Here is a 23,066-nt window from a genome sequence, read left to right on the forward strand (position 1 = left end):
TCACTATGCGCAATAATCAGCCAATATCACAACGGGAATATCAATACCCTGACGACGCAACATTGATGTCAACGACAGATGCCGAAAGCCGTATTACCTACGCCAACGATGCATTTATAGAAGTTAGCGGTTTTGCCAGTGAAGATATTATCGGGCAGCCTCACAATGTTGTGCGCGCCTCCTTCGGCATTCAAAGATATGTGGGCTACATTACAACAGGGTTTCCCCTGGACAGCACTGGTGAAAAACCGCCGCAGCAATGGCGATCATTATTGGGTTCGTGCCAACGTCGTACCGATCATTCGTGGTGGTAAAACCAAAGGTTACCTTTCTGTCCGCACCAAACCGACTACTGCAGAGATTAATGCGACCCAGGCGCTTTATGACAAAATGAATCGCGGCGAACTGAACAACCGCCGCTTGCATCGGGGGTTGTTGATCCGTACCGGCATTACCCGCAGTTTTTCTATTTTAAAAACACTTTCTGTGCGCTGGCGGATCCGCAGCGGTTTGCTGGTTTTACTCGTCCTTAACTCACTCGTCATTTCTGCGCTGACTACCCTGCCCGTGATACAGATGAATACCGCATTGGCACTCAATGCATTTTTCATTCTGTTGCTGAATTTCTGGATGGAATGGCAGATTACCCGCCCGGTCGAACAGCTTTGCAGTCAGACCTTGCGTGTTGCCAGCGGCGCGAGTCATACGATCACGCCAATGGAGCGGGTCGATGAAATTGGTATGACGTTACGATCTGTTGGCCAGCTCGGATTGATTTGCCGTTGGATGGTGGATGATGTCAACGACCAGGCGCACAAAGTCCGCACGGCCAGTGAGTCACTGGCGAATGGTAATGAAGCCCTGAGTCAACGTACTGAACAAACTGCCGCTAACGTTGGACAAACTGCTGCAGCAATGAATGAGATGAGCACGACAGTTGAAAGCAACACACAGACGGCAGCCGAAGCCGACAAACTTTCACTGATAGCAAGTGCGGCGGCAGAAAAAGGCAGCAATGCTATGCAGGAAGTTGTCGGCACTATGCAGGAAATCACCGGCAGTTCGCGACAAATTGCCACCATCACCAATGTTATTGATGGCATCGCTTTCCAGACGAACATTCTGGCGCTCAATGCCGCTGTTGAAGCGGCTCGCGCGGGTGAACAAGGCAAAGGCTTCGCCGTGGTTGCCGGAGAAGTGCGCAGCCTGGCGCAACGAAGTGCCAGCGCAGCCAGCGAAATCAAACGCCTGATCGACAGCAGTGTGGAAACGGTAGTGTCGGGATCGAAGCAGGTTGATCAGGCAGGGAAAACGATGGCCGACATCGTCTCTCAGGTGCGAAATGTGACGTCACTGATCGGGCAAATCCGAAGTGCCACTGGCGAACAAAATCAGGGATTACTGGATATTGCTAAAGCCATTGAAGAACTGGACCGCATCACACATCAAAATTCAATTCAGGTTCAGGAAGGTGCCAATGCTTCTTCAGGTCTGAAGCAACAGGCCGACCGTCTGGTTGAAGCCGTGGGGGTGTTCCGGTAACGTTATTGAGTAAAATAGAGGCGGCTAATCACCGCATCTATTTCAATAAGCTATGTCATTACAACGATCTGATTACACTGTTGCCAATCTGAAAGCTGATACTGAGCGGGTCAGATGAAGAACCTGTTCTTCCAGCGAGGCCGCTGCGGCAGCTGATTCCTGAACCAGCGCTGCGTTTTGTTGCGTCACGCCATCAATTTCTGTCACCGCCTGTTCAATCTGGCTAATCCCGCGGCTTTGTTCATCAGAGGCTATCGAGATATGTTCCATTAATATATTAATCTGAGTGACAGAGGAAATGATCGCTGAAATGGAATCGCCGGTGCGCGAGACCTCATCCGAACCTTCGCGAATATTCGCCACCGATTCAGAAATCAGACTTTCGATTTCTTTTGCTGCCATGGCGCTGCGCTGCGCCAGACTGCGCACTTCACTGGCCACCACTGCAAATCCACGCCCCTGCTCACCCGCGCGTGCCGCTTCAACAGCGGCATTGAGCGCCAGAATGTTTGTCTGGAAAGCGATACTATTGATCACACCTGTAATATCTTCGATTTTTTTCGAACTGCTGTTAATACGCCCCATCGTACCAATCACGTCCTGAGCGACTTTCTCGCCTGCGCGCGCGTTTTGGACAGCTTCACGTGTCAGACTGCTTGCCCGGGAGACATTTTCGGTATTTTGTTTTACCGTCGCACCAAGTTCTTCCATGCTGGCGGCGGTTTGTGTCAGCGCAGCGGCCTGTTGTTCAGTGCGGGAAGCCAGATCAATATTACCTGCGGAGATTTCCTGCGATGCATGCGCCACGGTATGGCTGGTGTCGCGTACCTGCCTTATAATTCTGGTCAGCGACTGGCGCATATGTTCTATCGACTGCATCAACTCTTCAATCTCACTGCGGGATTTGGCTTTCACCGGTACTGGCGTATCGAGATAACCTTCAGCAATCTGACGGCAGTGATCGCGAGAACTCAGCAGCGGTAGCAGAACAAAGCGCTTCATTAACACCAGAACACTGATAATGATGATCAGAAATAACAAACCAAAACCGACCGTCAAACCGATACCAAATTTGAAATGACTTTGTGCAACATTATTAAGATTTTTTGCGTACTGTTCATGGAGGGCCAACACTTTATCCAACACGATTTCATACTGACGATCGAGTTTCACCACCGCAGGGATCCGGGCTTTGAACGCTACCTGATCACCGGACTTTGCAGCGTCAATCAAGGGCTGGATACCGTTCTGGCGATAGTCCTGGTACGTATTGCGGTATTCATCGGCCAGTTCACTTTCACCAGGCAATTTCGGCACATCAAGATACGTCTGAAACGCCGCATCGGCTTTACCGATGACCTCAGTGACTCTGTCCAGAGCAGATTTTGACTGCTGACCGTCTCCATTTTCAATTTCTTTCATATATTCCATCACGCGAACACGCGAGGTTCGGCTGTGGTTAATGGGGTCGATAATAGAAAGCACCACACGGATTTCCTTGTTCACATCATCCAGTGAATGATTACTCCGGATGAGCAGCCAAACATTCGAAAGCATACTGGTGAAAAAGAGTGCGAAAAGAATAACAAGAACAAGTAAAGACGACTTTTTAAGCGACATCGGGAGATTCTCAAAATAAAGCGGGAATCTGTTTATCGGCATTCCTGTTCAAATGTTTAATATTTCCAGCGCACTATCTGCAATTTGTGGCACGATGATCGATCGTAGGAGAAATTTCCGAACATGTTTAAAGACGTTTACTGCAGTCAAAACACCTGTGAGTAATCTGAGTGTTTCCCAAAAAAATTATTGCTAACACTTATATTAAAGATATGAATATGACCTCATGCAGGATACTTACCCCCCTGCTTATCGTTATTAATACAACTAACCCCACTAAAAATGAAAAAATTTTCATGGAACTATTTTTGAAAATTAATTGTAAACATTACCACCGTGAATACTATTATTGTTTTTATAGAGAAATGATTATGAATTAAATACGATACTGAGTTAAGTTGAATGGTTTTAATGAAGCAATTTAAAAGAATAGTTAATTTATTTTTTGTCACTTTTCACTTGAATCTGCATACCCTCATAAAATTTTACTTAAGTCACACCCGCATTCTATAAGGCCTGCTGAAAGTTTGGATAAAACTCCTATATATCAATGAACATAAGCGAATATGTCACGCCGCACCAATAGAAATGTTTTGTTACACCATTTAAATGTCAATGCTGCGTAATATTTACCTAAAATGTCACCACAGGTATTTACCTGCAATATTATTTTCAGAAAAATTCAAAACACACTGCGAAATGTTTCTCATAAATATTTTGAATCGCTTGTGACCCTGAATTATTCCGACGTTTTCCTCGGAAAAGGATGTAGTTTTGGCAGGGTTGCCAATATCATATTTTAAGAATCATTGGCAGCGTTTATCACTCTATAAGTAAGGGATAAGCATGTCTAATAGCTTCCAGAATGAAATTCCGAAAACGCGCGTTAACATAAAACTTGATCTACACACTGGCGGCGCACAGAAGAAAGTCGAATTACCGTTAAAATTGATGGTAATGGGTGATTACAGTAATGGAAAAGAGAACCGTCCGTTATCTGAACGCGAAAAAGTTAACATTAATAAGAATAACTTTAACAGCGTACTGGCTGAATTCAGCCCTTCACTGAACCTGACTGTGGAAAATACGCTAACAGGTGATCGCAGCGAAGAAAATATCTCTCTCAATTTCAATGAAATGAAAGATTTTGAGCCAGAACAGGTTGCCCGTCAGATCCCCCAACTGCGCGCGATGCTGGCAATGCGTAACTTATTACGTGACCTCAAATCCAATCTGCTCGACAACGTCACCTTCCGTAAAGAGCTCGAAGCCATTCTAAAAGATCCTGCGCTGAGCAATGAACTGCGCACTGAACTTAATGCCCTGGCGCCAAAGGCGTAATTGCCTCCACTTAATGGATTAATGCGAGATAATGCTCATGTCAGTCAACACTGAAAACTCTTCTTCCAGCCAGACAACGGTTCTGGATCGCCCTGAAGCCGGTACGGTATACGCTTCCCTGTTTGATAAAATCAACCTGACGCCTGTGTCCTCACTGGGTGATCTGAACGATTTTCAGGATACGTCTGCGCTGGCAGATGTTACCGCTGATCAGCGTGTCACTGCCGCTGTACAGGTCTTCCTTGAGCGCCTGAAGTTGTCAGGCCAAACCGTTGAACGGCTGGACAAAACCCTGCTCGATCATCATATCGCCGAACTCGACAGCCAGATCAGCCGTCAGTTAGATGTGGTCATGCATCACCCGGAATTTCAGCGTATTGAATCCGGCTGGCGTGGCCTGAAGTTCCTGGTTGATCGTACTGATTTCCGCCAGAACGTAAAAATCGAAGTGCTGGATGTATCTAAAGACGACCTGCGTCAGGACTTCGAAGATTGTCCTGAGATCATCCAGAGCGGCCTGTACCGTCATACCTACATTCAGGAATATGACACACCGGGCGGCGAGCCAATCGGTTCTGTGATTTCCAACTACGAGTTTGACGCGTCGGCGCAAGATGTCGCCCTGCTGCGTAACATTTCTAAAGTATCTGCCGCTGCGCATATGCCATTCGTCGGTGCGGTCGGCCCTAAATTCTTCCTGAAAGATTCCATGGAAGAAGTGGCGGCGATTAAAGATATCGGCAACTACTTTGACCGTGCGGAATACATCAAGTGGAAATCCTTCCGCGATTCTGACGATTCCCGCTATATCGGTCTGACCATGCCGCGCGTACTCGGTCGCCTGCCGTATGGTCCGGATACCGTTCCTGTTCGCAGCTTCAACTACGTTGAAGAAGTGAAAGGTCCGGATCACGAGAAATATCTTTGGACAAACGCGGCGTTCGCCTTTGCGGCCAACATGGTGAAAAGCTTCATCAAAAATGGCTGGTGTGTGCAAATCCGCGGCCCGCAGGCGGGCGGTGCAGTGACTGATCTGCCGATCCATCTGTACGATCTCGGCACCGGCAATCAGGTGAAAATCCCGTCAGAAGTGATGATCCCTGAAACCCGCGAATTTGAATTTGCCAATCTGGGCTTTATCCCGCTGTCTTACTACAAAAACCGCGATTATTCCTGCTTCTTCTCCGCCAACTCCGCACAGAAACCGGCGCTGTATGACACTGCTGATGCCACAGCAAACAGCCGCATCAATGCGCGTCTGCCGTACATCTTCCTGCTGTCACGCATCGCGCATTATCTGAAGCTAATTCAGCGTGAAAATATCGGTACCACCAAAGATCGCCGTCTGCTGGAACTGGAACTGAACACCTGGATCCGTACGCTGGTCACTGAAATGACTGACCCGGGCGACGACCTGCAAGCCTCTCACCCGCTGCGTGACGCCAAAGTGACCGTCGAAGATATCGAAGACAACCCTGGCTTCTTCCGTGTGAAACTCTACGCCGTGCCGCACTTCCAGGTGGAAGGTATGGACGTGAATCTTTCACTGGTTTCTCAGATGCCTAAAGCTAAGGCATAAGCGGAGAAACGATGAAAATTTATCGCCCATTATGGAGCGACGGGGCCTTTTTGGCCCCGCAACAGTTCCAGCAACAAGCCCGTTGGGATGCTTTTGTGTCTGACAGGGTTGCTCATATGGCTCTGGCAAATCCCTGGGGAGTGATTGATGCAACATTCGACATCGGCTCATTAGCCCTTTCCAGGTTGAATGCTTTACGCCTGAAGGTTCGTTTTCCTGATGGGACGCTGATTGATACCGAGCTGGCGGATAATTTGCCTCCAGCTTGCGATTTATCTGCAATTTCTGACCGGGACAGCGTTGATGTCGTGCTGGCATTACCTCTGCTTTCAGCCAATGGCGGCAATCTGGATGACGGTCAGGACAGTGAACGTCCACGTCGTTGGCAGCAGGAATGGGTCACCGTGCAGGAGTTATCAGGGCATGAACGGACAGAACTGGCTATTCAGCGTTATGCGATAACGCTCCGTTTTGCCCATCAGGAAAACAGCGCGTATCTGACCTGCCCTGTTGTACGTCTTGTGCGTAATGCACAAGGCCAATGGACACCGGATGCAGAGTTCATTCCGCCAATGCTCTCGTTGTCGTCCTCTCCGGCAGTCCTGACGGAACTCGGTGATTTAATTCACCGCCTTCAGGCCCGCCGTCGACGCCTGATGGCGATGCGCCGCGAAAGCAATGAGCGAATGGCCGACTTTGCAGTAGCCGACGTATCGTTGTTCTGGTTACTGAACGCACTGAACAGTGCCGAACCTGTGCTGATGGAGCTTTATCAGTCCCCTGCCCGCCATCCTGAACTGTTCTATCGTGAACTGGTGCGTCTGGCGGGCAGTCTGCTGACGTTTTCCCTCGAGCATAAGGCAGAAGATATTCCTCTGTATCAGCATAATGCGCCGGAAAACGTTTTCCCTCCGCTGTTTACCCTGCTGGATGCCCTGCTCGAAGCCAGTCTGCCATCACGTATGGTCGCGATTGAACTGACGCATGAAGGCCAGTTCTGGACCGGATCGCTGCATGATTCCCGTCTGCGCGACGGCGCTGATTTCTATCTTTCCGTGCGCTCATCCATTCCAAACCACCTGCTGCAAACTCAGTTCCCGCTGCTCTGCAAAGCAGGGAGTTTTGAGGATGTTTCTGACGTGGTCAACGTGGCATTGAATGGTGTCGTAATGAGGGCGCTGTCTCATGTACCGGCCGCTATCCCGTTGCGCCTTGAAAACCAATATTTTGCATTGGACCTGAACAGTGCTGCCGCCCAGGCAATGCTGGATGCTGGAAACTGCGCTTTCTATACCCCAGGTTCACTGGGTGAAATCAAACTTGAACTATTTGCGGTGTTGCGCTCATGAGCAAGATAAATGGATCAATTGTTGATGAAGTTTTTTATCCCTGCTGGTTGATGGTCAGCCAGTTGCGTAACGGCCAGAAAATCGAAGATGGTGAGGCTCTTTACCGCCGCGCCTGCGACTGGATTGATGGCGCGAGAGAATCCTTATCACGCGCAGGATTCAGCGAATCTAGTTGCGACCACATGCTTTATACGCAATGTGCCTTATTAGATGAAAGTGTACTTAACCGCCAGGAACCCGATAGCGGAAACACCAAATGGCTTAAAGACCCACTTCAGGCACGCTACTTCAATACTCTGAATGCCGGGGAAGAGTTATGGGAACGTATTCGCAATGTGCTCCATGAACCTGCTCCTGATATTGCGGTGCTCACCTGCTTTTACCGTGCGCTGACGTTGGGTTTCTCTGGCCGTTATCGCGAACAAGGGGATGAGCGCAGAGAAGATGTGGTTCGCAAGCTAAATCAGTTAGTGCCGCCTTTCGCCTCGGCTCAGGAAATGCCCATTGTTTCACGTTCGCTGCGATTGCGCTCCGGACGCAGAACCTACTGGTTTTCATGGGTTGCAGGCATCGTGATTCTGATTGCGCTCTGGTTCGTCCTAAATACGCAATTGACACGTATGGTCTCTCAGTTGACAGGGAACCACTGACGGATGCGCGGATTAACACAGCTAATACTGCTGCTTCTGGCGACCTGTTTGTCCTTATGGCTGATTCTCGGCTTCTGGCCGCTCGGCACAGGAAGCCGTATGGCACTGAGCATGCTGGTGGTCATCATTAGTGGTGCTACGGGCTATATTCAGTGGCGTAAAAATCACCGTAATGAAATTGCACATGCACATATTTCGGACGCTGTTCTTCCGCCTGAGGATTTTCAGGGCGCTGTTGTGCTGGTTTGTGGCGACAGTGCTCCGCTGTTCTCCGACTCGGTCCCTTTCCGTGAAACAGGTCAGGGCTGGTATCTGCCGGTCACTTTTCCAGAGCACTTGCCTTTGTTGGCAAAGCATCTCGCGGCAGAACGCCCGGCGCTAATCGCCCAGATCTCCATTCTTCTGGCCATAGTCCCCGAGCAACATCAGAATAAGGACGACTTCGCACAAAAACTCCATGTCTGGCACCGTGCCATTGTGCAATGCAAAAACTGGCTGGCTGGAATTCCCCCCGTCTGGGTCAGCACCTGGCTATCTCCGCCTGTGGTAACAGACACCCTGGCTGAGCGGTGGTTTACCATCATTCCGGGAAATAAGAACGTTCAGGTTCATGAAGCAGGGGCAGGCGTCATACCGCTGATGGATTGGAGCCAGCAACTGGATATCAGAAACACTCAGGAAAGGTTGAGCACGGTCTTCTGGATAGAAAGCCTGCTGCCCTGGCTTGAAACTCACGTCAGCAGCATTCTGACGCGTCAGCAAAGCGATGTCCCCTCGCTGACCCCTTGCGCATGGGGTGCTTGTTTTACGCCCGTCGCCGGGAGTCTGGACAATCTGTGGCAAGCGCACATAGGTGACGTGACTACGCTAACCCCCGGCGTTGTCCATTCACAAGAATGCCTGCCATTGCCGGAGGTGTTGCTGCCCTATCTGCCGCAACGTCATGGCGTTTCCCGGCTGATGCAAGCCTGTCAGTTGGCAGGGCTGCTATGTGGTGTTTTCCTGCTCTTCGCCCTGCTGGCGTCTTTTGTAAATAACCAGCGTCTGGTGCAAAGCGTGGGTGACCATCTCGCCCTGTATAACCGTCTCACCGGCACACCCTCCTCGCCAAAGCTCATTGCTCAGCAACAATTACGCACCGACGCCGGTTTACTGGATGGTTGGCTGCGCAGCGGAGCACCAATGCGTATGTCATTGGGCTTATATCAGGGGATGCGGTTGGTCGCACCACTGGAGACCGCCATCAATAGCTGGACTCCCCCCCCTCCGCCTCCGCCGGTGATCAATCAAATTGTTCAGGGGCCGAAAACGATCCGGCTAGATTCCCTGTCACTTTTTGACGTGGGTAAATCCGAACTTAAAACAAGCTCCACCAAAGTGCTGATCAACGCGCTGGTTGGGATCAAAGCCAAACCGGGCTGGCTGATAGTGGTAGCGGGTCACACTGATGACACAGGTGATGATAAATCCAATCAAATGTTATCACTCAGACGTGCAGAGTCAGTACGCAACTGGATGCGTGATACCGGCGACGTGTCCGAAAGCTGCTTTGCCGTACAGGGCTACGGCGCAACACGCCCTGTTGCAACAAACGATACCCCGGAAGGCCGTGCGGCTAACCGTCGTGTCGAAATCAGTCTGGTGCCACAGGCAGATGCCTGCAAAGCATCAGCAACCCCAAGTTCATCAAATGATTGATGAATGTTTACCTTAGAAATGGAGAACTACCCATGGCAATTCCTGTTTATCTGTGGCTGAAAGACGACGGCGGTGCGGACATTAAAGGCTCCGTAGACGTTAAAGATCGCGAAGGCAGCATCGAAGTGGTTGCACAGGATCACAACCTGTATATCCCGACCGATAACAACACCGGCAAACTGACGGGTACTCGTATTCACACCCCGTTCCTGTTTACCAAAGAAATCGATTCCTCCAGCCCGTACCTGTACAAAGCGGTGACCACTGGCCAGACCCTGAAATCTGCTGAGTTCAAATGGTATCGCATCAATGACGCGGGCCAGGAAGTGGAGTATTTCAACACTAAACTGGAAAACGTCAAGCTGGTAAAAGTCGCGCCAAAAATGCACGACATCAAAGATCCGGCTAAAGAGAAACACAACCACCTCGAAGCTATCGAGTTGCGTTACGAAAAAATCACCTGGACCTACAAAGACGGCAACATCATTCATTCCGATTCCTGGAACGAACGTACTACCGCGTAAGACCTTATCAGCAGACGGTTCACCGTCTGCTGTTTTTGTTTCCTGAGCCGCTGCCTGGCGGTTGAGCAAACAAAAACACCACCGGACATCGACCTTATGGGCCTGGGTTTCCTGCAACGGAAAAGGCTAAGGGCGGTAGCGTACCTAAAAAAGGAATTTAGCATGGAACATCAGTCAGCTGTCTTACTTCGCCGCTTAAATCCGTACTGCGCGAAAGCGCTGGAAGCCGCCGCGACGCTCTGCCAGACCCGCGCCCACAATGAAATTACCGTTGAGCACTGGCTGCTCAAACTGCTGGAACTGGGCGAAGGCGACATCACCGTGCTGGCCCGCCGCTATGAATGGGATATGGATGCGCTGTGGCAAAGCCTGCTGGCACATCTCGATGCCCTGCCGCGTTCAGTACATTCGCGTCCTCAACTTTCTCAGGATTTGCAATCGCTGATGAAAGCGGGCTGGCTGGCGGCATCACTGCAGGATGACAACCAGAGCATCCGCAGTGTCAATTTGCTGGAGGCGCTGATGGCGCAACCGCGTCTGCTGCGCTGCGAAGGGTTATGGCCGCTGTTCAGCCTGAGCGAAGAACATATCCGTCGCCTCAAGCCCGTGCTGGATGCCTTGTCCGAAGAGCGCCCGGAGTTGCAACAACAGGAAAGCCTTAGCCGCACACCTTCCGCGCTTTCTGAAAACTCAGCGACACAAAAAGCAGAGTCTGGTGTTACCGGCCAGTCGTTAAGCGAAGCGCTGCAGGCCGCGCTGGATAAATTCACGCTGGATGTCACGGCAAAAGCCAAAGCGGGTCAGATTGATCCGGTGTTTGGCCGCGACAATGAAATCCGTCAGATGGTGGATATTCTCTCCCGTCGTCGTAAAAACAACCCGATTCTGGTCGGTGAACCGGGCGTCGGTAAAACCGCGCTGGTGGAAGGTCTTGCACTGCGCATCAGTGAAGGCAACGTGCCGGACAGCCTGAAAACTGTCAGCCTGCGCACCTTAGACCTCGGTCTGTTGCAGGCCGGTGCCGGTGTGAAAGGTGAGTTTGAGCAGCGTCTGAAAAATGTTATCGATGCCGTACAGCAATCGCCGACGCCGGTGCTGCTGTTCATCGACGAGGCGCACACTATTATTGGCGCGGGCAATCAGGCCGGTGGCGCGGACGCCGCTAACCTGCTGAAACCGGCCCTGGCCCGTGGCGAACTGCGCACCATTGCTGCGACAACATGGAGCGAGTACAAACAATATTTTGAGCGCGATGCCGCCCTTGAACGCCGCTTCCAGATCGTTAAGGTCGATGAGCCGGACGACGAGATGGCGTGCCTGATGTTACGCGGTCTGAAATCCCGTTACGCACAACACCACGGCGTACACATCACCGACAAAGCGGTAAAAGCCGCCGTCAGCCTTTCGCGACGTTATATCACCGGTCGTCAGTTGCCGGACAAAGCCGTCGACCTGTTAGATACCGCTTCTGCCCGTGTACGCATGAGTCTGGATACGCTGCCGGAAGATCTGACCCGTCTGAAGGCGCAAATCACCGCGCTGGAAATGGAAGAGCAGGCACTGCTGGAAGACATCGCGCTGGGCAGCCAGAGCCACTGCGAACGTCTGGAGAAAATTGGCGAACTTGACCGCGAACTCAATGCCCAGCTTTCCGCTCTCGAAGCGCAGTACGAAGCCGAAAAAGCCCTGACGCATAAGCTGCTGGAAATCCGTCAGGACATCAGCCGTCAGGAAGATATTCACGCGCTGCAGCAAGAACTGGCCCAGTTGCAGGGCAGCGCCCCGCTGCTGTCTCTTGACGTGGACGTCCGCACCGTTGCGACAGTCATTGCCGACTGGACCGGCGTGCCGCTGACCAGCCTGCTGAAAGATGAGCAGACCGATTTACTGCAACTGGAAAATCACCTGAACAAACGGGTCGTCGGACAGGATCATGCCCTGACCGACATGGCACAACGTCTGCGCGCCGCCAAAACCGGTCTGACGTCCGAGAACGGCCCGCTGGGCGTATTCCTGCTGGTCGGTCCGAGCGGCGTGGGTAAAACGGAGACTGCACTTTCCCTTGCTGACTGCCTGTTCGGCGGCGAAAAATCCCTTATCACCATTAACCTCAGCGAATACCAGGAAGCGCATACCGTATCCCAGCTGAAAGGCTCACCTCCGGGCTACGTCGGTTATGGTCAGGGCGGTATTCTCACCGAAGCCGTGCGTAAACGTCCGTACAGCGTCGTCCTGCTCGATGAAGTGGAAAAAGCCCACCGTGATGTCATCAACCTGTTCTATCAGGTGTTCGACCGCGGCTTTATGCGCGACGGCGAAGGACGTGAAATCGACTTCCGCAATACCGTGATCCTGATGACCGCCAATCTCGGCAGCGACCACCTGATGCAACTGCTGGATGAACAGCCGGAAACCACTGACAGCGATTTACAGGAACTGCTGCGCCCGATCCTGCGCGATCATTTCCAGCCCGCCCTGCTCGCCCGCTTCCAGACACTGATTTATCGTCCGCTGAACGCCGTCGCACTGCGCACTATCGTTGAGATGAAACTGGCACAAGTCGCGAAACGTCTGAACAAGCACTATGGCCTGACCTGCTCCATCGAAGAAAGTCTGTACGACACGCTGGTCGCTGCCTGCCTGCTGCCGGATACCGGTGCGCGCAACATCGACAGCCTGCTCAATCAGCAAATCCTGCCGGTACTGAGCCAGCAACTGTTGCAACGCATGGCATCGCAACAACGCACCACGGCGCTGGCACTGGGCTGGGATGAGGACGAAGGGATCACGCTGGAATTTGACGATGCTGCCGCAGAATAAAGATCGGTAATGGAGCGCCGGGTAATCCGGCGTAAAATAGTTTCCAGATTCTCAATGGGGAAAATCATTATGGAAGGTGCAAAAGAGATTGCACGCGACATGCTTGATGCTATCAATGTAGATAGCGATGGATTTTGGGGTGCTGTTGGAAAAGATTTTACTTCGCTGCCCGTAACTTTTGTTATTTAGGCATTATGAACATAATAAGAATTGTAGTCACTTTTATTTATAAAATTGCCGGCGCGATAGGTTCAACAATGGTTATTTCCGGAGCGATTCTTTGTGCATGATTTTTCTTTATTTCCGATGGCGAATATAGTTTTTCTGGGGTGAATGTTCTATTTTATTAATTACCATTGGATATTTAATCTACTGATATGCATTCCCCAACCTTCACCAAAGGTGGGATAACTACTACTAACCACACATGAAAAACTCATGTTTTATTGAATCCCAAGACAATCATAAAAATAGTAATTAAATTAGATTACCGTTAATACATGAGTAACACTTTTGAATCGAGTGAAAGTGAATATAAAAAACTTCTTCCTCATAATTATTCCCCGACTCGTTACGGGAATTGGCATGACGCTAGGTTTAGTAAGTACATACGATTTTAATTTCTATTAAGGAGATACCTATGTCGGAAGGAGAGGGAAAGCTTAGGATAATGACACCAGGAGAAATCGCATTAGCTCAGAGCTTATACAGCAACCAAATAAATTACTCAAGCGTTTGGATCCATTGTGACAGCTATCTTCCTTTCGGTTTACAGTCAAAAAACGTGGCGATGACACCAAATGGTGAAATCTATTTTCGCGAAGGTTATTACTTACCTGATTTTTCAGCCAAAAATGTAAGTATAGACAGCAAACATGTTTATCTTCATGAATTATGTCATGTCTGGCAGTACCAACATGGCATGATGGTTAAGATATGTGGATTATTCAGTTGGGCTGCCGATTATCATTATAATTTGGTTAAACACCGGCTTTCAGACTACTCAATGGAGCAACAAGCATCCATCGTATCAGACTACTTTATCCTTCGGGAATTCGGATACAGCGTCTGGCAAGATCTCTGGGGGAACAATTTCATAAATAAAGATAGTTATTATGCAGAAGGTGACCTTTTACGTATGTATGAAAATATATTAGGTTCTTTCCCCTCCCCGGAGGCTTTATGAAAAAAATAATTATCATCTGTGTTTTTTTACTAACTGGGTGTTTGGGTGACAAAATCCCCTGGGATCCTGCTGAGGTTAGACAATCCGGGCAAGAAGTCTGCTTGCTTGCCCCTGGAATAAACAGTGATTTTATTTACGAGAAGATGAAAATACAAAAATCAGGCGAGAAAGTAGAATTCAAGGCCAACATTCCTGGTCAACAACATGCAAAAAATAGATGCCTACCTTTGATGGGATATAAATTCATTAGTGGCATTGAATATAATGTCAGTTTCTCCGTTGTGAAAATTAACGCTGGGGAAAGAAAAGTATACGCAGCCAGATTAATTTATAAATATTAACTATTTAAAGGAATGCATATTACCGGAGCTCATCTTTCTGCTTCCGGATAAATACAGTGCAGGAGGAAGAACAATGAATATTACCGACACATTATCCGATGCAAAAAAAACCGTTTCCATAAGTCTCAATCGTTACCATCTTGATGTTCAGGGTTGCGAAGCATGCCTGGATGTTGAGTCTTTTTCTGGTCAAGAATTCGTAAGCTCAGGATATCGCTATAAAATAGACTTTACTAGTACCAACCAGGACATTAGCCAGCAAGCAATGCTTAACCGCAGCACTACATTGATAATGCAAACAGCGGGTGCACTGATGCCAGGTCTGTCGGCAGCCCAAGTTCAAAAAGTAGTCCACGGGGTAGTAACAAATTTCACTCGAGTGTCAGGTTCCGCTGATGAAGCACATTATCAAATAACTGTTGAACCTTTTTTTGCATTATTAGATAAGCAAAAACGCACTCATCGCTTTTTTCTCAATAAATCAATTCCAGAAGTCATAGAGCAAATATTATGTGAGCACAATTTTAAAGGCTGGGAATTTGAGTTCAAGCTAAAGCAGAGTTATCCGATACGTGAACAAATCAACCAAATCGGAGAAAGCGACAGAGATTTTATCGAGCGCCTGATGTCTGAAGTAGGAATTTTCTATACTTTTGCATTACAACAAGACACACAGACCGAAGTACTTATTCTGGGAGATAAGCAAAGCTGTTATGTGTTTGGTAAAACACTTCCGCTGGGTAATCCGGCAGGAATGAACGATAACGGCGTCGAGTCTGTTTGGGGGCTGTCCCAGCGACATCAAGTAGTTGAATCCTCAGTGCAAGCTAAAGATTACAACCACCGTGAGGCTCAACTTTCTCTGCTTTCTTCTCGAGCGGATATGACCAGAGGAGATGGGGATGGAATAACGTATGGCGACGTGTACCAGTACCAGCCCCGTCACTTAACACGTGGAGATGCAACGACGCCAGCACCAGAAAGTGGTAATTTCTGGGCACGCCTTGAACATGAAAGATTTTTGGCTGCACAAACTCAATTACAGGGGAGCAGTACAGATGCTTCACTGCGTTTGTTAGAGGTTCTGACTGTGATGGATAGCGATATTCCATCTTCACTTCCTTCTGTATGGCAAACACCGGTCGTCATCACTGGATTACGGTTTTCGGCCAGTCGCTCTACGCCACTGCATGTAGGGTTTAGCGCAGTCCCTTACAGCGAAACCCTGTGCTGGCGCCCTGCTCTTAAGCCGCGCCCAAAAGTCAGCGGCACGATGATGGCACGCGTCACCAGCGCGAAAACCAACGATATCTACGCCTGGCAGGATGCGTCCGGTTTATACCGTGTTAAATTCGATGCCGATCAGGATGATAAAGCACAGGGCCAGGAAAGCATGCCTGTCCGCCTCGCCAAACCTTACGGTGGCGATGTGTATGGTATTCACTTCCCGCTGATCCAGGGCACCGAAGTGGCGATCGCGTTTCATGACGGTGACCCCGACCGCCCTTATATCGCCCATGCCCTGCACGATTCACGCCACACCGACCATGTGACAGAAGCCAATAATACCCGCAACGTTATCCGTACCCCTGCAAATAACAAGCTGCGTATGGAAGATAAACGCGGCGAAGAGCATATAAAACTCAGTACGGAATACGGCGGCAAAACCCAGCTGAACCTTGGGCATAACGTCGATGCAAACAAAACACAACGCGGTGAAGGGTTTGAGCTGAGAACCGATAAATGGGGGGCGATACGCGGCGGGAAGGGTTTATTTATTAGTGCTGATACGCAGCCGGGAGCCAGCGGTCAAATGCTGGAAATGGACGATGCGATAGCCCAGCTTGAGCAGGCGCTCACACTAGCCCGGAGCATGTCGAAAGCAGCACAAACAGCAAAGGCAACGCCAGGTGATACAGATTTCCAGCAGGCACTGAATAAGTCGCTCAGCAAGATGAAAGCTCCGGGTATTGTCATATCAGCCCCAGACGGCATTGGCCTCGTAAGTCCAAAAGCCATACGTGTGGCATCGGGCAATGAAAGCATTGCCGTGGTGTCGGGCGGAAACACGGATATAAGCAGCGGTAAGTCCTTCACAGTTTCAGCCCGGGATACCGTAAGCCTATTTGCGCAGAGTACAGGAATGCAGTTTTTTGCCGGTAATGGCAAAGTCGATATTCGGGCACTGGCGGATGAACTCGCTGCATCAGCTCAAAAAGATGTGACTATCACCAGCACGGAAGGAAAAGTGACGGTGAATGCCAGCCAGGAATTGATACTTAACTGCGCAGGGGCCTACATCAAGATTAGCGGTGGTAATATCGAGCTGGGTGCGCCGGGTAATATTCTTTTGAAAGCCGCTAATGTACAGAAAATGGGCTCCTCAAGTCTCGACTCTCCTAAGCTTGAATTCCCAAAAGGTTATAGCGGAGGATTTACTCTTAAAGATCCTGAATCCGGTGAAATAAAGCCCTTCACGAAATATAAAATTACCACAGGTGAAGGTGAGATATTTGAAGGATTCTCAGACGCAGCAGGAAAGACGCCTGATATAAATTCAGTTGCCCCTACAAGTATCCAGGTAAGTTTTCCTGATGAAATCCCCACAGAAGGTCCCTGACATTGGGTTAAAGTAAGCTATGACTACCACGCCTTAAAAAATGCAGGTCTTATGCTTGGTAATCGCCTGACGTCTATGGGAGATGAAGGAAGAGTGTTTGGTTCTGATGGGAAGGACTATATGAATACTAAAAGGGACATGGTCCTGGAATGGAAACCTATGCCCACAGATGCTGCAGAAGAGTTAATCGAAAAATCGGCTGTTTACAAATACGGTAAACAAAAGATCGTCACTCAGACCTTCCTTGGGGGTGATGATAACTGGGCACCTGAAGGGAAATCCTGGCACTGGCAGCCGGTAATGGCTGATGATATCTATGAAAGCAAGGGCAAATAAAAATGAAAAATAAATTTAACAACATCTACTTGTTCTGGGCAGCAATGGATTTTTTATACATCGTGAGATTTGTCTGGCTGAATATACTACAAGGAAGAATTCCACTTATAGATGACATCCTTTCCTTTAGTAAAATTTATCCTGAGCATGGCGTTTCATCGGTTATCATATTTTCCACATCCCTTCTTCTTAACATTTCTATTATATTCTCCTTTATTCTTCTAGTTAAGAAATGGAAAAGGGTTAATTTTTTTATTTATCTGCAAACCCCTTTCCGCCTGTTATTGCTCACGCCATCGTTGTCTTTTCTTCCCTGGCTATTCAAAAGCCTCAGCATTAGTAGTGCGCTAGTTTTGATTTTAGCAGTCATTGTTTCAGAAATAATAAAGGTGTATTCATTAAAAATTGCACAAAAAAGCGTTTAAGAATTAAACGGAAATAACGATAACAAAACAGGGAGTGAAAAAATCTATGGCAACGCAACAAGCATACACTTCAGCGTCTCCTCAAAACCAGAATGCATACACTGGTAAGCAGAAACCCTATTGGGTTGAAATACAATTGGTCGATGAAGAAGGGAAGGCCGTCGCCAATATGCCATGGCAGGCAGAAAACAGCGCAACGCCAGGAGGTTATGAGAAAGAACTCAAAGGGACCAGCGATGCAACTGGCCTGATAAGAATAGAGCCTCGCTATGGCAGCGAACTACGATTATTTATCGATGCCCAACCGCTGGCTAAAGAAATGGAACAACGCTCACTGCGGGTTAGTCGCGAACTCAATGATTCTACCGTGCGCAATGATGCTGAAGAAAACGGGCATATCTGGCATTATGCGGTTATTGGTGAATTATGCCGGACGGTTCCGGATATTGAACAGCGAGAAGGTGAGCCTTTTCCACCTCCATTCCATTTCCCTGCAGATAAATCATTTAAAGGTTTTAAAATAAGAACCAATGAGCTTGAACAACGGCATGTCATTGAGATTTGTCCCTTCAGAGCCTGGGAACTGGTTTTGCATCATCAGAAAGACTATTCGATGGCGAATGCCATTAATTTAGGGGCCGCAGCGTCACTGGCCTATGCGGATGATAGTAGTATTGACGAAGCCTCTATTAGCCATTTTTTTATTAATCAGTGTCAAAACTTATCCAGATTACCACAATTACATAAGGGCGATTATTCAACTAACGCCTTAGTCAAAGATGTTTCATTTAGCAAAAGGTATTTTCCACCTGTCTATATGGATTCTACAAAAGCAGCAGAACCCGATGGAGATACTCAGCTTTTTTATGTATACAATGATGACAATGTCATTGTGGCGTGGCGTGGTACAGCCAGTTTCTGGGACGGGGTTGCTGATGGTTCTTTCCGCCCAGTAGAATCTGAGTCGTGTGATATCAAATTGCAGTGCACAGAGCTGGTGTCGAAAGGCAAGGTGCACTATGGTTTTTGGGATGGATATAGCGTAGTTGAACGTAAGTTTCAAAATGAAATTAAAAAATTGCAGACAGTTATAAAAGGTAGATACTTATATATTTGTGGTCATAGTCTCGGAGGCGCACTAGCCCTGATACATGCGGCAAGTTTAAAATCGCAAATGCCTATTTTATACACCTACGGAATGCCAAGGACTTTTACTCGCGATGCTGTGAGTCAATTATCTGATATCACACATTACCGACACGTTAACGAAACTGATCCTGTCCCAGCGTTGCCACCAGAAGCTAATCTGGACAACTGGTTTTATAATTTATGGGGACCATTGGGAGTAGTATTAGGAGGGGTATGGTCCACTCTTGAATTAGGTGCATATCAGCTTAAAGAGTGGGGAGACTGCTTCTGGCATCATGGAAATACAGTTGCCTTTCTGGATACAACACAGAGTAGGGTATGGAAAGAGTGTAAAGTAACATTACCCTATCCTCATAATTGTATGACCATTCGTAAGCGATTGCCTCTCAGCGTAACCTTATACCTGGCACCCTGTCTTGCGGAGGGCTCTGCGCTAGCTGCGGGTGAACAACAAAAAGAGTTTAAGAATAAATTGACAAGAGAAGACTTGCTGGAGTTTTTCCCTAAAGGTACAAATCCTGCGAGGGGAACAGCTCTTAATATATTTAAACATTTCATGACTTCTTACATGCCATATATTAACAATAAATTGCTTGAATTAATTTATCAGGAAGAATTAAGTCTAGGGGATTCATTTAGCGAGCATCAAGATAGAATCGAAGCCTTTAAAAATCAAATAAATGAGAACCTCACTGAAATACCTGAAAATGAGTTAAAAAGAAATAGATTATTTTTGGAACTTGAAGAATTACTAAAAGTGTCAATTACTCCAACTCTAAGTTCTGAAAAAGGTAATATTATCATGCAAAGATTTTCCCTTTACGGAGAAGAGGAGATTGAACAATGATTGACCGATTAAAGATTTTAATAATCCTTCTGCCAATGCTATTCAGCAGCGGTTGCGCCAGCAAAGCTGACCGTACATTATCACCACCGACTGATACACAATGGGTTAATGTGGAAATCAAAAATCCTTCACCCTATACAAAACCGTTTCCACTTGAGGTCGTTTACATTTCTCATAAGTGCATGAAAATTAGCATAAACGGAGTTGATGGTTCCCGAGAAGAAAAGCCAAGTTACAATGGTGTTAAAGTCCCTATCTTGCAACAGGGGAACAGTAATGACTGGCATGCAAAAGTAGCAATGAAGGGTGGAGGGTCATGTGAATGGACATTGAGTGAGTTTAATCTCGGAATTGAATATACTGATGCCACACATCTCGGTAAAGATTTGGTACCAGGTACAGCGGTTGGAGCAACGTTCGCTTTTGATGATATTGCTGCTCGCAATGGGAAATTTGATAATTTTTCAGGGAACATTAGTATTTCACCCTTATACTTCCCCGTAATACAGGAAGAAATCAACCCAAATAAAAAAACATTAAATCTCTTCGGGAAGAAAGATTTTTTATCTCTGAAAAGCTTAAAAAGCCCTGAGAATGTAAACATTCAATATAAACCGCTTTTAAACGAAAAAAAAATAACAAGAATGGTTGCGCCAAAAGAAAATAAACATGGTGTTTTTTACAGTTTTGTATACCCGGACGGTTCAGTAATCTCCGATGGTAGTATTAATCCGAGCTTTGATAAAATTAATAATTCCGAAATCAAATAATTAACACATCCTGTTTTACAAGGATTACAAAATGAATAACAAATCAATAATTCTCATGACTTTTGTTTTATCAAACTGCGGCTGTGTTAGCAACACCGACCATACATTATCACCACCCTCTGATACTCAATGGGTTAATGTGGAAGTTCAAAATCCGTCACCTTATACAAAACCGTTTCCACTTGAGGTCAGATATATTTCTCATAAATGTTTGAAAAAAAGAGTAAGCGGTGTTGATGGTTCTGTCATTACCGAACCAAGCTATAACGTCATTAAAATCCCGCTGCAGCAAAGAGATAATGATCTCTGGAAGGCAAAGGTTGCGATGACCGGCGGTGGATCCTGCAACTGGACGTTGAGTGCCCTAAATCTGGGGATAGAATATATTGATGCGACTCATCTGGGAAAGGATCTCGTACCTGGCACAGCCGTGGGTGCTAGCATTGCTTTTGATGATGATGCTTCTCGCAATGGGAAGTTTACCGCTGTACAGGGAGATATATGGATTTCAGAGAAATATTACCCATACATAAGAGAAAGAAATATTTCTGAAAAAATAAAAACCCTTTCACTCTTAGGTAAAAAAAGTTTTGTTTCTTATCGTGAAATCAATGCTAATAATATTTTATTTAACCCCAAGGTAGATGAAAGTAAAATTGTTAAATTTATCGAGCCTGAAAAAAAAATTGATGGCGCCCATGCAAAAATAGTTTATCCCGATGGAAGCATTGCTCCTGAAAGAACGCTTTTTCCTGATTTTAACTTGGTTGATAAAATGAAGGTTGAATAATTGATAACTTAAGTGACTCCAGAATGAACAATAAAACATTAGTCCTTCTGACTTTTTACCAAAAAGTGGCTGTGCAGTTACAGCAGACCGTACCTTATTACCCCACTCTGACACTCAATGGGTTAATGTGGAAGTTCAAAACCCGTCACCTTATACAAAACCGTTTCCACTTGAAGTAGTTTATAGTTCTCATAAATGCATGAAAATTAGCATAAACAGAGTTGATGGCTCCCGTGAAGCAAAGCCAAGTTATAATGGTATTAAAGTCCCTCTCCTGCAACAGGGGAACACTAATGACTGGCATGCAAAAGTGGCAGTGAAGGGTGGAGGATCATGCGAATGGACACTGAGTGAGTTTAATCTCGGCATTGAATATATCGATGCCACACATCTCGGTAAGATTTGGTACCGGGTACAGCGGTTGGAGCAACGATCGCTTTTGATGATATTGCTGCTCGCAATGGGAAATTTGATAATTTTTCAGGGAACATTAGTATTTCACCCTTATAATTCCCCGTAATACAGGAAGAAATCAACCCAAATAAAAAAACATTAAATCTCTTCGGGAAGAAAGATTTTTTATCTCTGAAAAGCTTAAAAAGCCCTGAGAATGTAAACATTCAATACAAACCGCTTTTAAACGAAAAAAATAACAAGAATGGTTGCGCCAAAAGAAAATAAACATGGTGTTTTTTACAGTTTTGTATACCCGGACGGTTCAGTAATCTCCGATGGTAGCATTAATCCGAGCTTTGATAAAATTAATAATTCCGAAATCAAATAATTAACACATCCTGTTTTACAAGGATTACAAAATGAATAACAAATCAATAATTCTCATGACTTTTGTTTTATCAAACTGCGGCTGTGTTAGCAACACCGACCATACATTATCACCACCCTCTGATACTCAATGGGTTAATGTGGAAGTTCAAAACCCGTCACCTTATACAAAACCGTTTCCACTTGAGGTCGCCAGTATTTTTATATAGATGAATAAATGAGAAGTAGAATCCATGGGCATTATATTTATTAACTCCGGCGTGGACACTTTACGTAAAAACAGACCTCAAGAATATTAATAAAATTACGTAACTTCTCCCGACAAAAAAAATTAAACCAAATTTAAGATTCGTACATTTAAAGGTACTTTAAAGTACCTTTAACGTTATTTCATCAATGTTATTTGAACATCAAATAAAAGGAATTTTCATGCCAAAAGGCTTCGTATTACTCGGCGACAAAACCACACACGGTGGCTCTGTTATTTCAGCCTCTTCAACCATGATTGTAAACGGAAAACCTGTCGCGTTAGTCGGTGACAAAGTCAGTTGCCCGGTTCCCTTCCACGGTGTTAACCCTATTGTAGAAGGTTCACCCGAATGGTCATCAGACGGTAAAGCAGTTGTGGTGGATGGCTGCAAATGTCTTTGCGGTTGTCAGGTCATCTCCGGTGCACCGGATTGCGCAATAGGATAA

At 47.0% G+C, this 23,066-nt stretch carries 18 protein-coding genes and 1 pseudogene; 18 read left to right on the forward strand and 1 reads right to left on the reverse strand.

Annotation, left to right across the window (positions count from 1 at the left end; genetic code table 11):
- The first annotated feature begins 5 nt into the window (after positions 1-5).
- A pseudogene (locus GW591_RS17330) lies at positions 6-1,542 on the forward strand (methyl-accepting chemotaxis protein).
- 72 nt (positions 1,543-1,614) lie between these two features.
- Here GW591_RS17330 and GW591_RS17335 read toward each other — a convergent pair.
- Positions 1,615-3,162, reverse strand: coding sequence for a methyl-accepting chemotaxis protein (locus tag GW591_RS17335; protein ID WP_119262432.1), 1,548 nt, complete (start codon positions 3,160-3,162; stop codon positions 1,615-1,617).
- Positions 3,163-4,008: 846 nt separating this feature from the next.
- Between GW591_RS17335 and tssB the strand changes: the two genes are divergently transcribed.
- From tssB to GW591_RS17420, 17 genes are all read left to right on the forward strand, one after another.
- A complete protein-coding gene (tssB, locus tag GW591_RS17340; RefSeq protein ID WP_121019810.1) occupies positions 4,009-4,503 on the forward strand; it encodes a type VI secretion system contractile sheath small subunit in 495 nt (164 codons plus the stop codon).
- A gap of 31 nt (positions 4,504-4,534) precedes the next feature.
- A complete protein-coding gene (gene tssC / locus GW591_RS17345; RefSeq protein WP_119262430.1) occupies positions 4,535-6,082 on the forward strand; it encodes a type VI secretion system contractile sheath large subunit in 1,548 nt (515 codons plus the stop codon).
- 11 nt (positions 6,083-6,093) lie between these two features.
- A complete protein-coding gene (tssK, locus tag GW591_RS17350) occupies positions 6,094-7,431 on the forward strand; it encodes a type VI secretion system baseplate subunit TssK (protein WP_119262429.1) in 1,338 nt (445 codons plus the stop codon).
- The gene (gene tssL, locus GW591_RS17355) at positions 7,428-8,081 is read left to right on the forward strand and encodes a type VI secretion system protein TssL, short form (RefSeq protein WP_119262428.1); all 654 of its coding nucleotides are present in this window, start codon (positions 7,428-7,430) and stop codon (positions 8,079-8,081) included. The genes tssK and tssL overlap by 4 nt, the downstream gene beginning before the upstream one ends.
- A gap of 3 nt (positions 8,082-8,084) precedes the next feature.
- Positions 8,085-9,779: an OmpA family protein gene (locus GW591_RS17360; protein ID WP_119262427.1), complete on the forward strand. Its 1,695-nt coding sequence runs from the start codon at positions 8,085-8,087 to the stop codon at positions 9,777-9,779.
- Positions 9,780-9,811: 32 nt separating this feature from the next.
- Positions 9,812-10,303 carry a type VI secretion system effector Hcp gene (hcp, locus tag GW591_RS17365; protein ID WP_013577830.1) on the forward strand — a complete coding sequence of 164 codons (492 nt, stop codon included), beginning with the start codon at positions 9,812-9,814 and terminating at the stop codon, positions 10,301-10,303.
- A 162-nt stretch (positions 10,304-10,465) separates the two neighbouring features.
- Entirely contained in the window at positions 10,466-13,123 is a 2,658-nt protein-coding gene (gene tssH, locus GW591_RS17370; RefSeq protein ID WP_119262426.1) for a type VI secretion system ATPase TssH, read from the forward strand.
- A gap of 640 nt (positions 13,124-13,763) precedes the next feature.
- Positions 13,764-14,309, forward strand: a complete 546-nt coding sequence (locus tag GW591_RS17375) for a hypothetical protein (protein WP_037033061.1) — start codon at positions 13,764-13,766, stop codon at positions 14,307-14,309.
- Positions 14,306-14,650 carry a putative T6SS immunity periplasmic lipoprotein gene (locus GW591_RS17380; protein WP_037033062.1) on the forward strand — a complete coding sequence of 115 codons (345 nt, stop codon included), beginning with the start codon at positions 14,306-14,308 and terminating at the stop codon, positions 14,648-14,650. Before GW591_RS17375 ends, GW591_RS17380 begins: the two co-directional genes overlap by 4 nt.
- A 73-nt stretch (positions 14,651-14,723) precedes the next feature.
- Complete coding sequence (locus tag GW591_RS17385) at positions 14,724-17,270, forward strand: DUF2345 domain-containing protein (RefSeq protein WP_119262425.1); 2,547 nt, start codon at positions 14,724-14,726, stop codon at positions 17,268-17,270.
- Between the two features lie 51 nt (positions 17,271-17,321).
- Positions 17,322-17,606: a hypothetical protein gene (locus GW591_RS17390; RefSeq protein WP_119262424.1), complete on the forward strand. Its 285-nt coding sequence runs from the start codon at positions 17,322-17,324 to the stop codon at positions 17,604-17,606.
- 2 nt (positions 17,607-17,608) lie between these two features.
- Positions 17,609-18,031: a hypothetical protein gene (locus tag GW591_RS17395; protein ID WP_191996266.1), complete on the forward strand. Its 423-nt coding sequence runs from the start codon at positions 17,609-17,611 to the stop codon at positions 18,029-18,031.
- Between the two features lie 46 nt (positions 18,032-18,077).
- Positions 18,078-20,027, forward strand: coding sequence for a lipase family protein (locus tag GW591_RS17400; protein ID WP_119262423.1), 1,950 nt, complete (start codon positions 18,078-18,080; stop codon positions 20,025-20,027).
- The gene (locus GW591_RS17405; RefSeq protein WP_119262422.1) at positions 20,024-20,797 is read left to right on the forward strand and encodes a hypothetical protein; all 774 of its coding nucleotides are present in this window, start codon (positions 20,024-20,026) and stop codon (positions 20,795-20,797) included. Before GW591_RS17400 ends, GW591_RS17405 begins: the two co-directional genes overlap by 4 nt.
- 31 nt (positions 20,798-20,828) lie before the next feature.
- Entirely contained in the window at positions 20,829-21,587 is a 759-nt protein-coding gene (locus GW591_RS17410) for a hypothetical protein (RefSeq protein WP_037033070.1), read from the forward strand.
- 127 nt (positions 21,588-21,714) lie between these two features.
- Positions 21,715-22,107, forward strand: coding sequence for a hypothetical protein (locus GW591_RS24025; RefSeq protein WP_191996267.1), 393 nt, complete (start codon positions 21,715-21,717; stop codon positions 22,105-22,107).
- Positions 22,108-22,799: 692 nt separating this feature from the next.
- The gene (locus GW591_RS17420; RefSeq protein WP_119262420.1) at positions 22,800-23,066 is read left to right on the forward strand and encodes a PAAR domain-containing protein; all 267 of its coding nucleotides are present in this window, start codon (positions 22,800-22,802) and stop codon (positions 23,064-23,066) included.

Source organism: Rahnella aceris (assembly GCF_011684115.1).
GTDB lineage: Bacteria > Pseudomonadota > Gammaproteobacteria > Enterobacterales > Enterobacteriaceae > Rahnella > Rahnella aceris.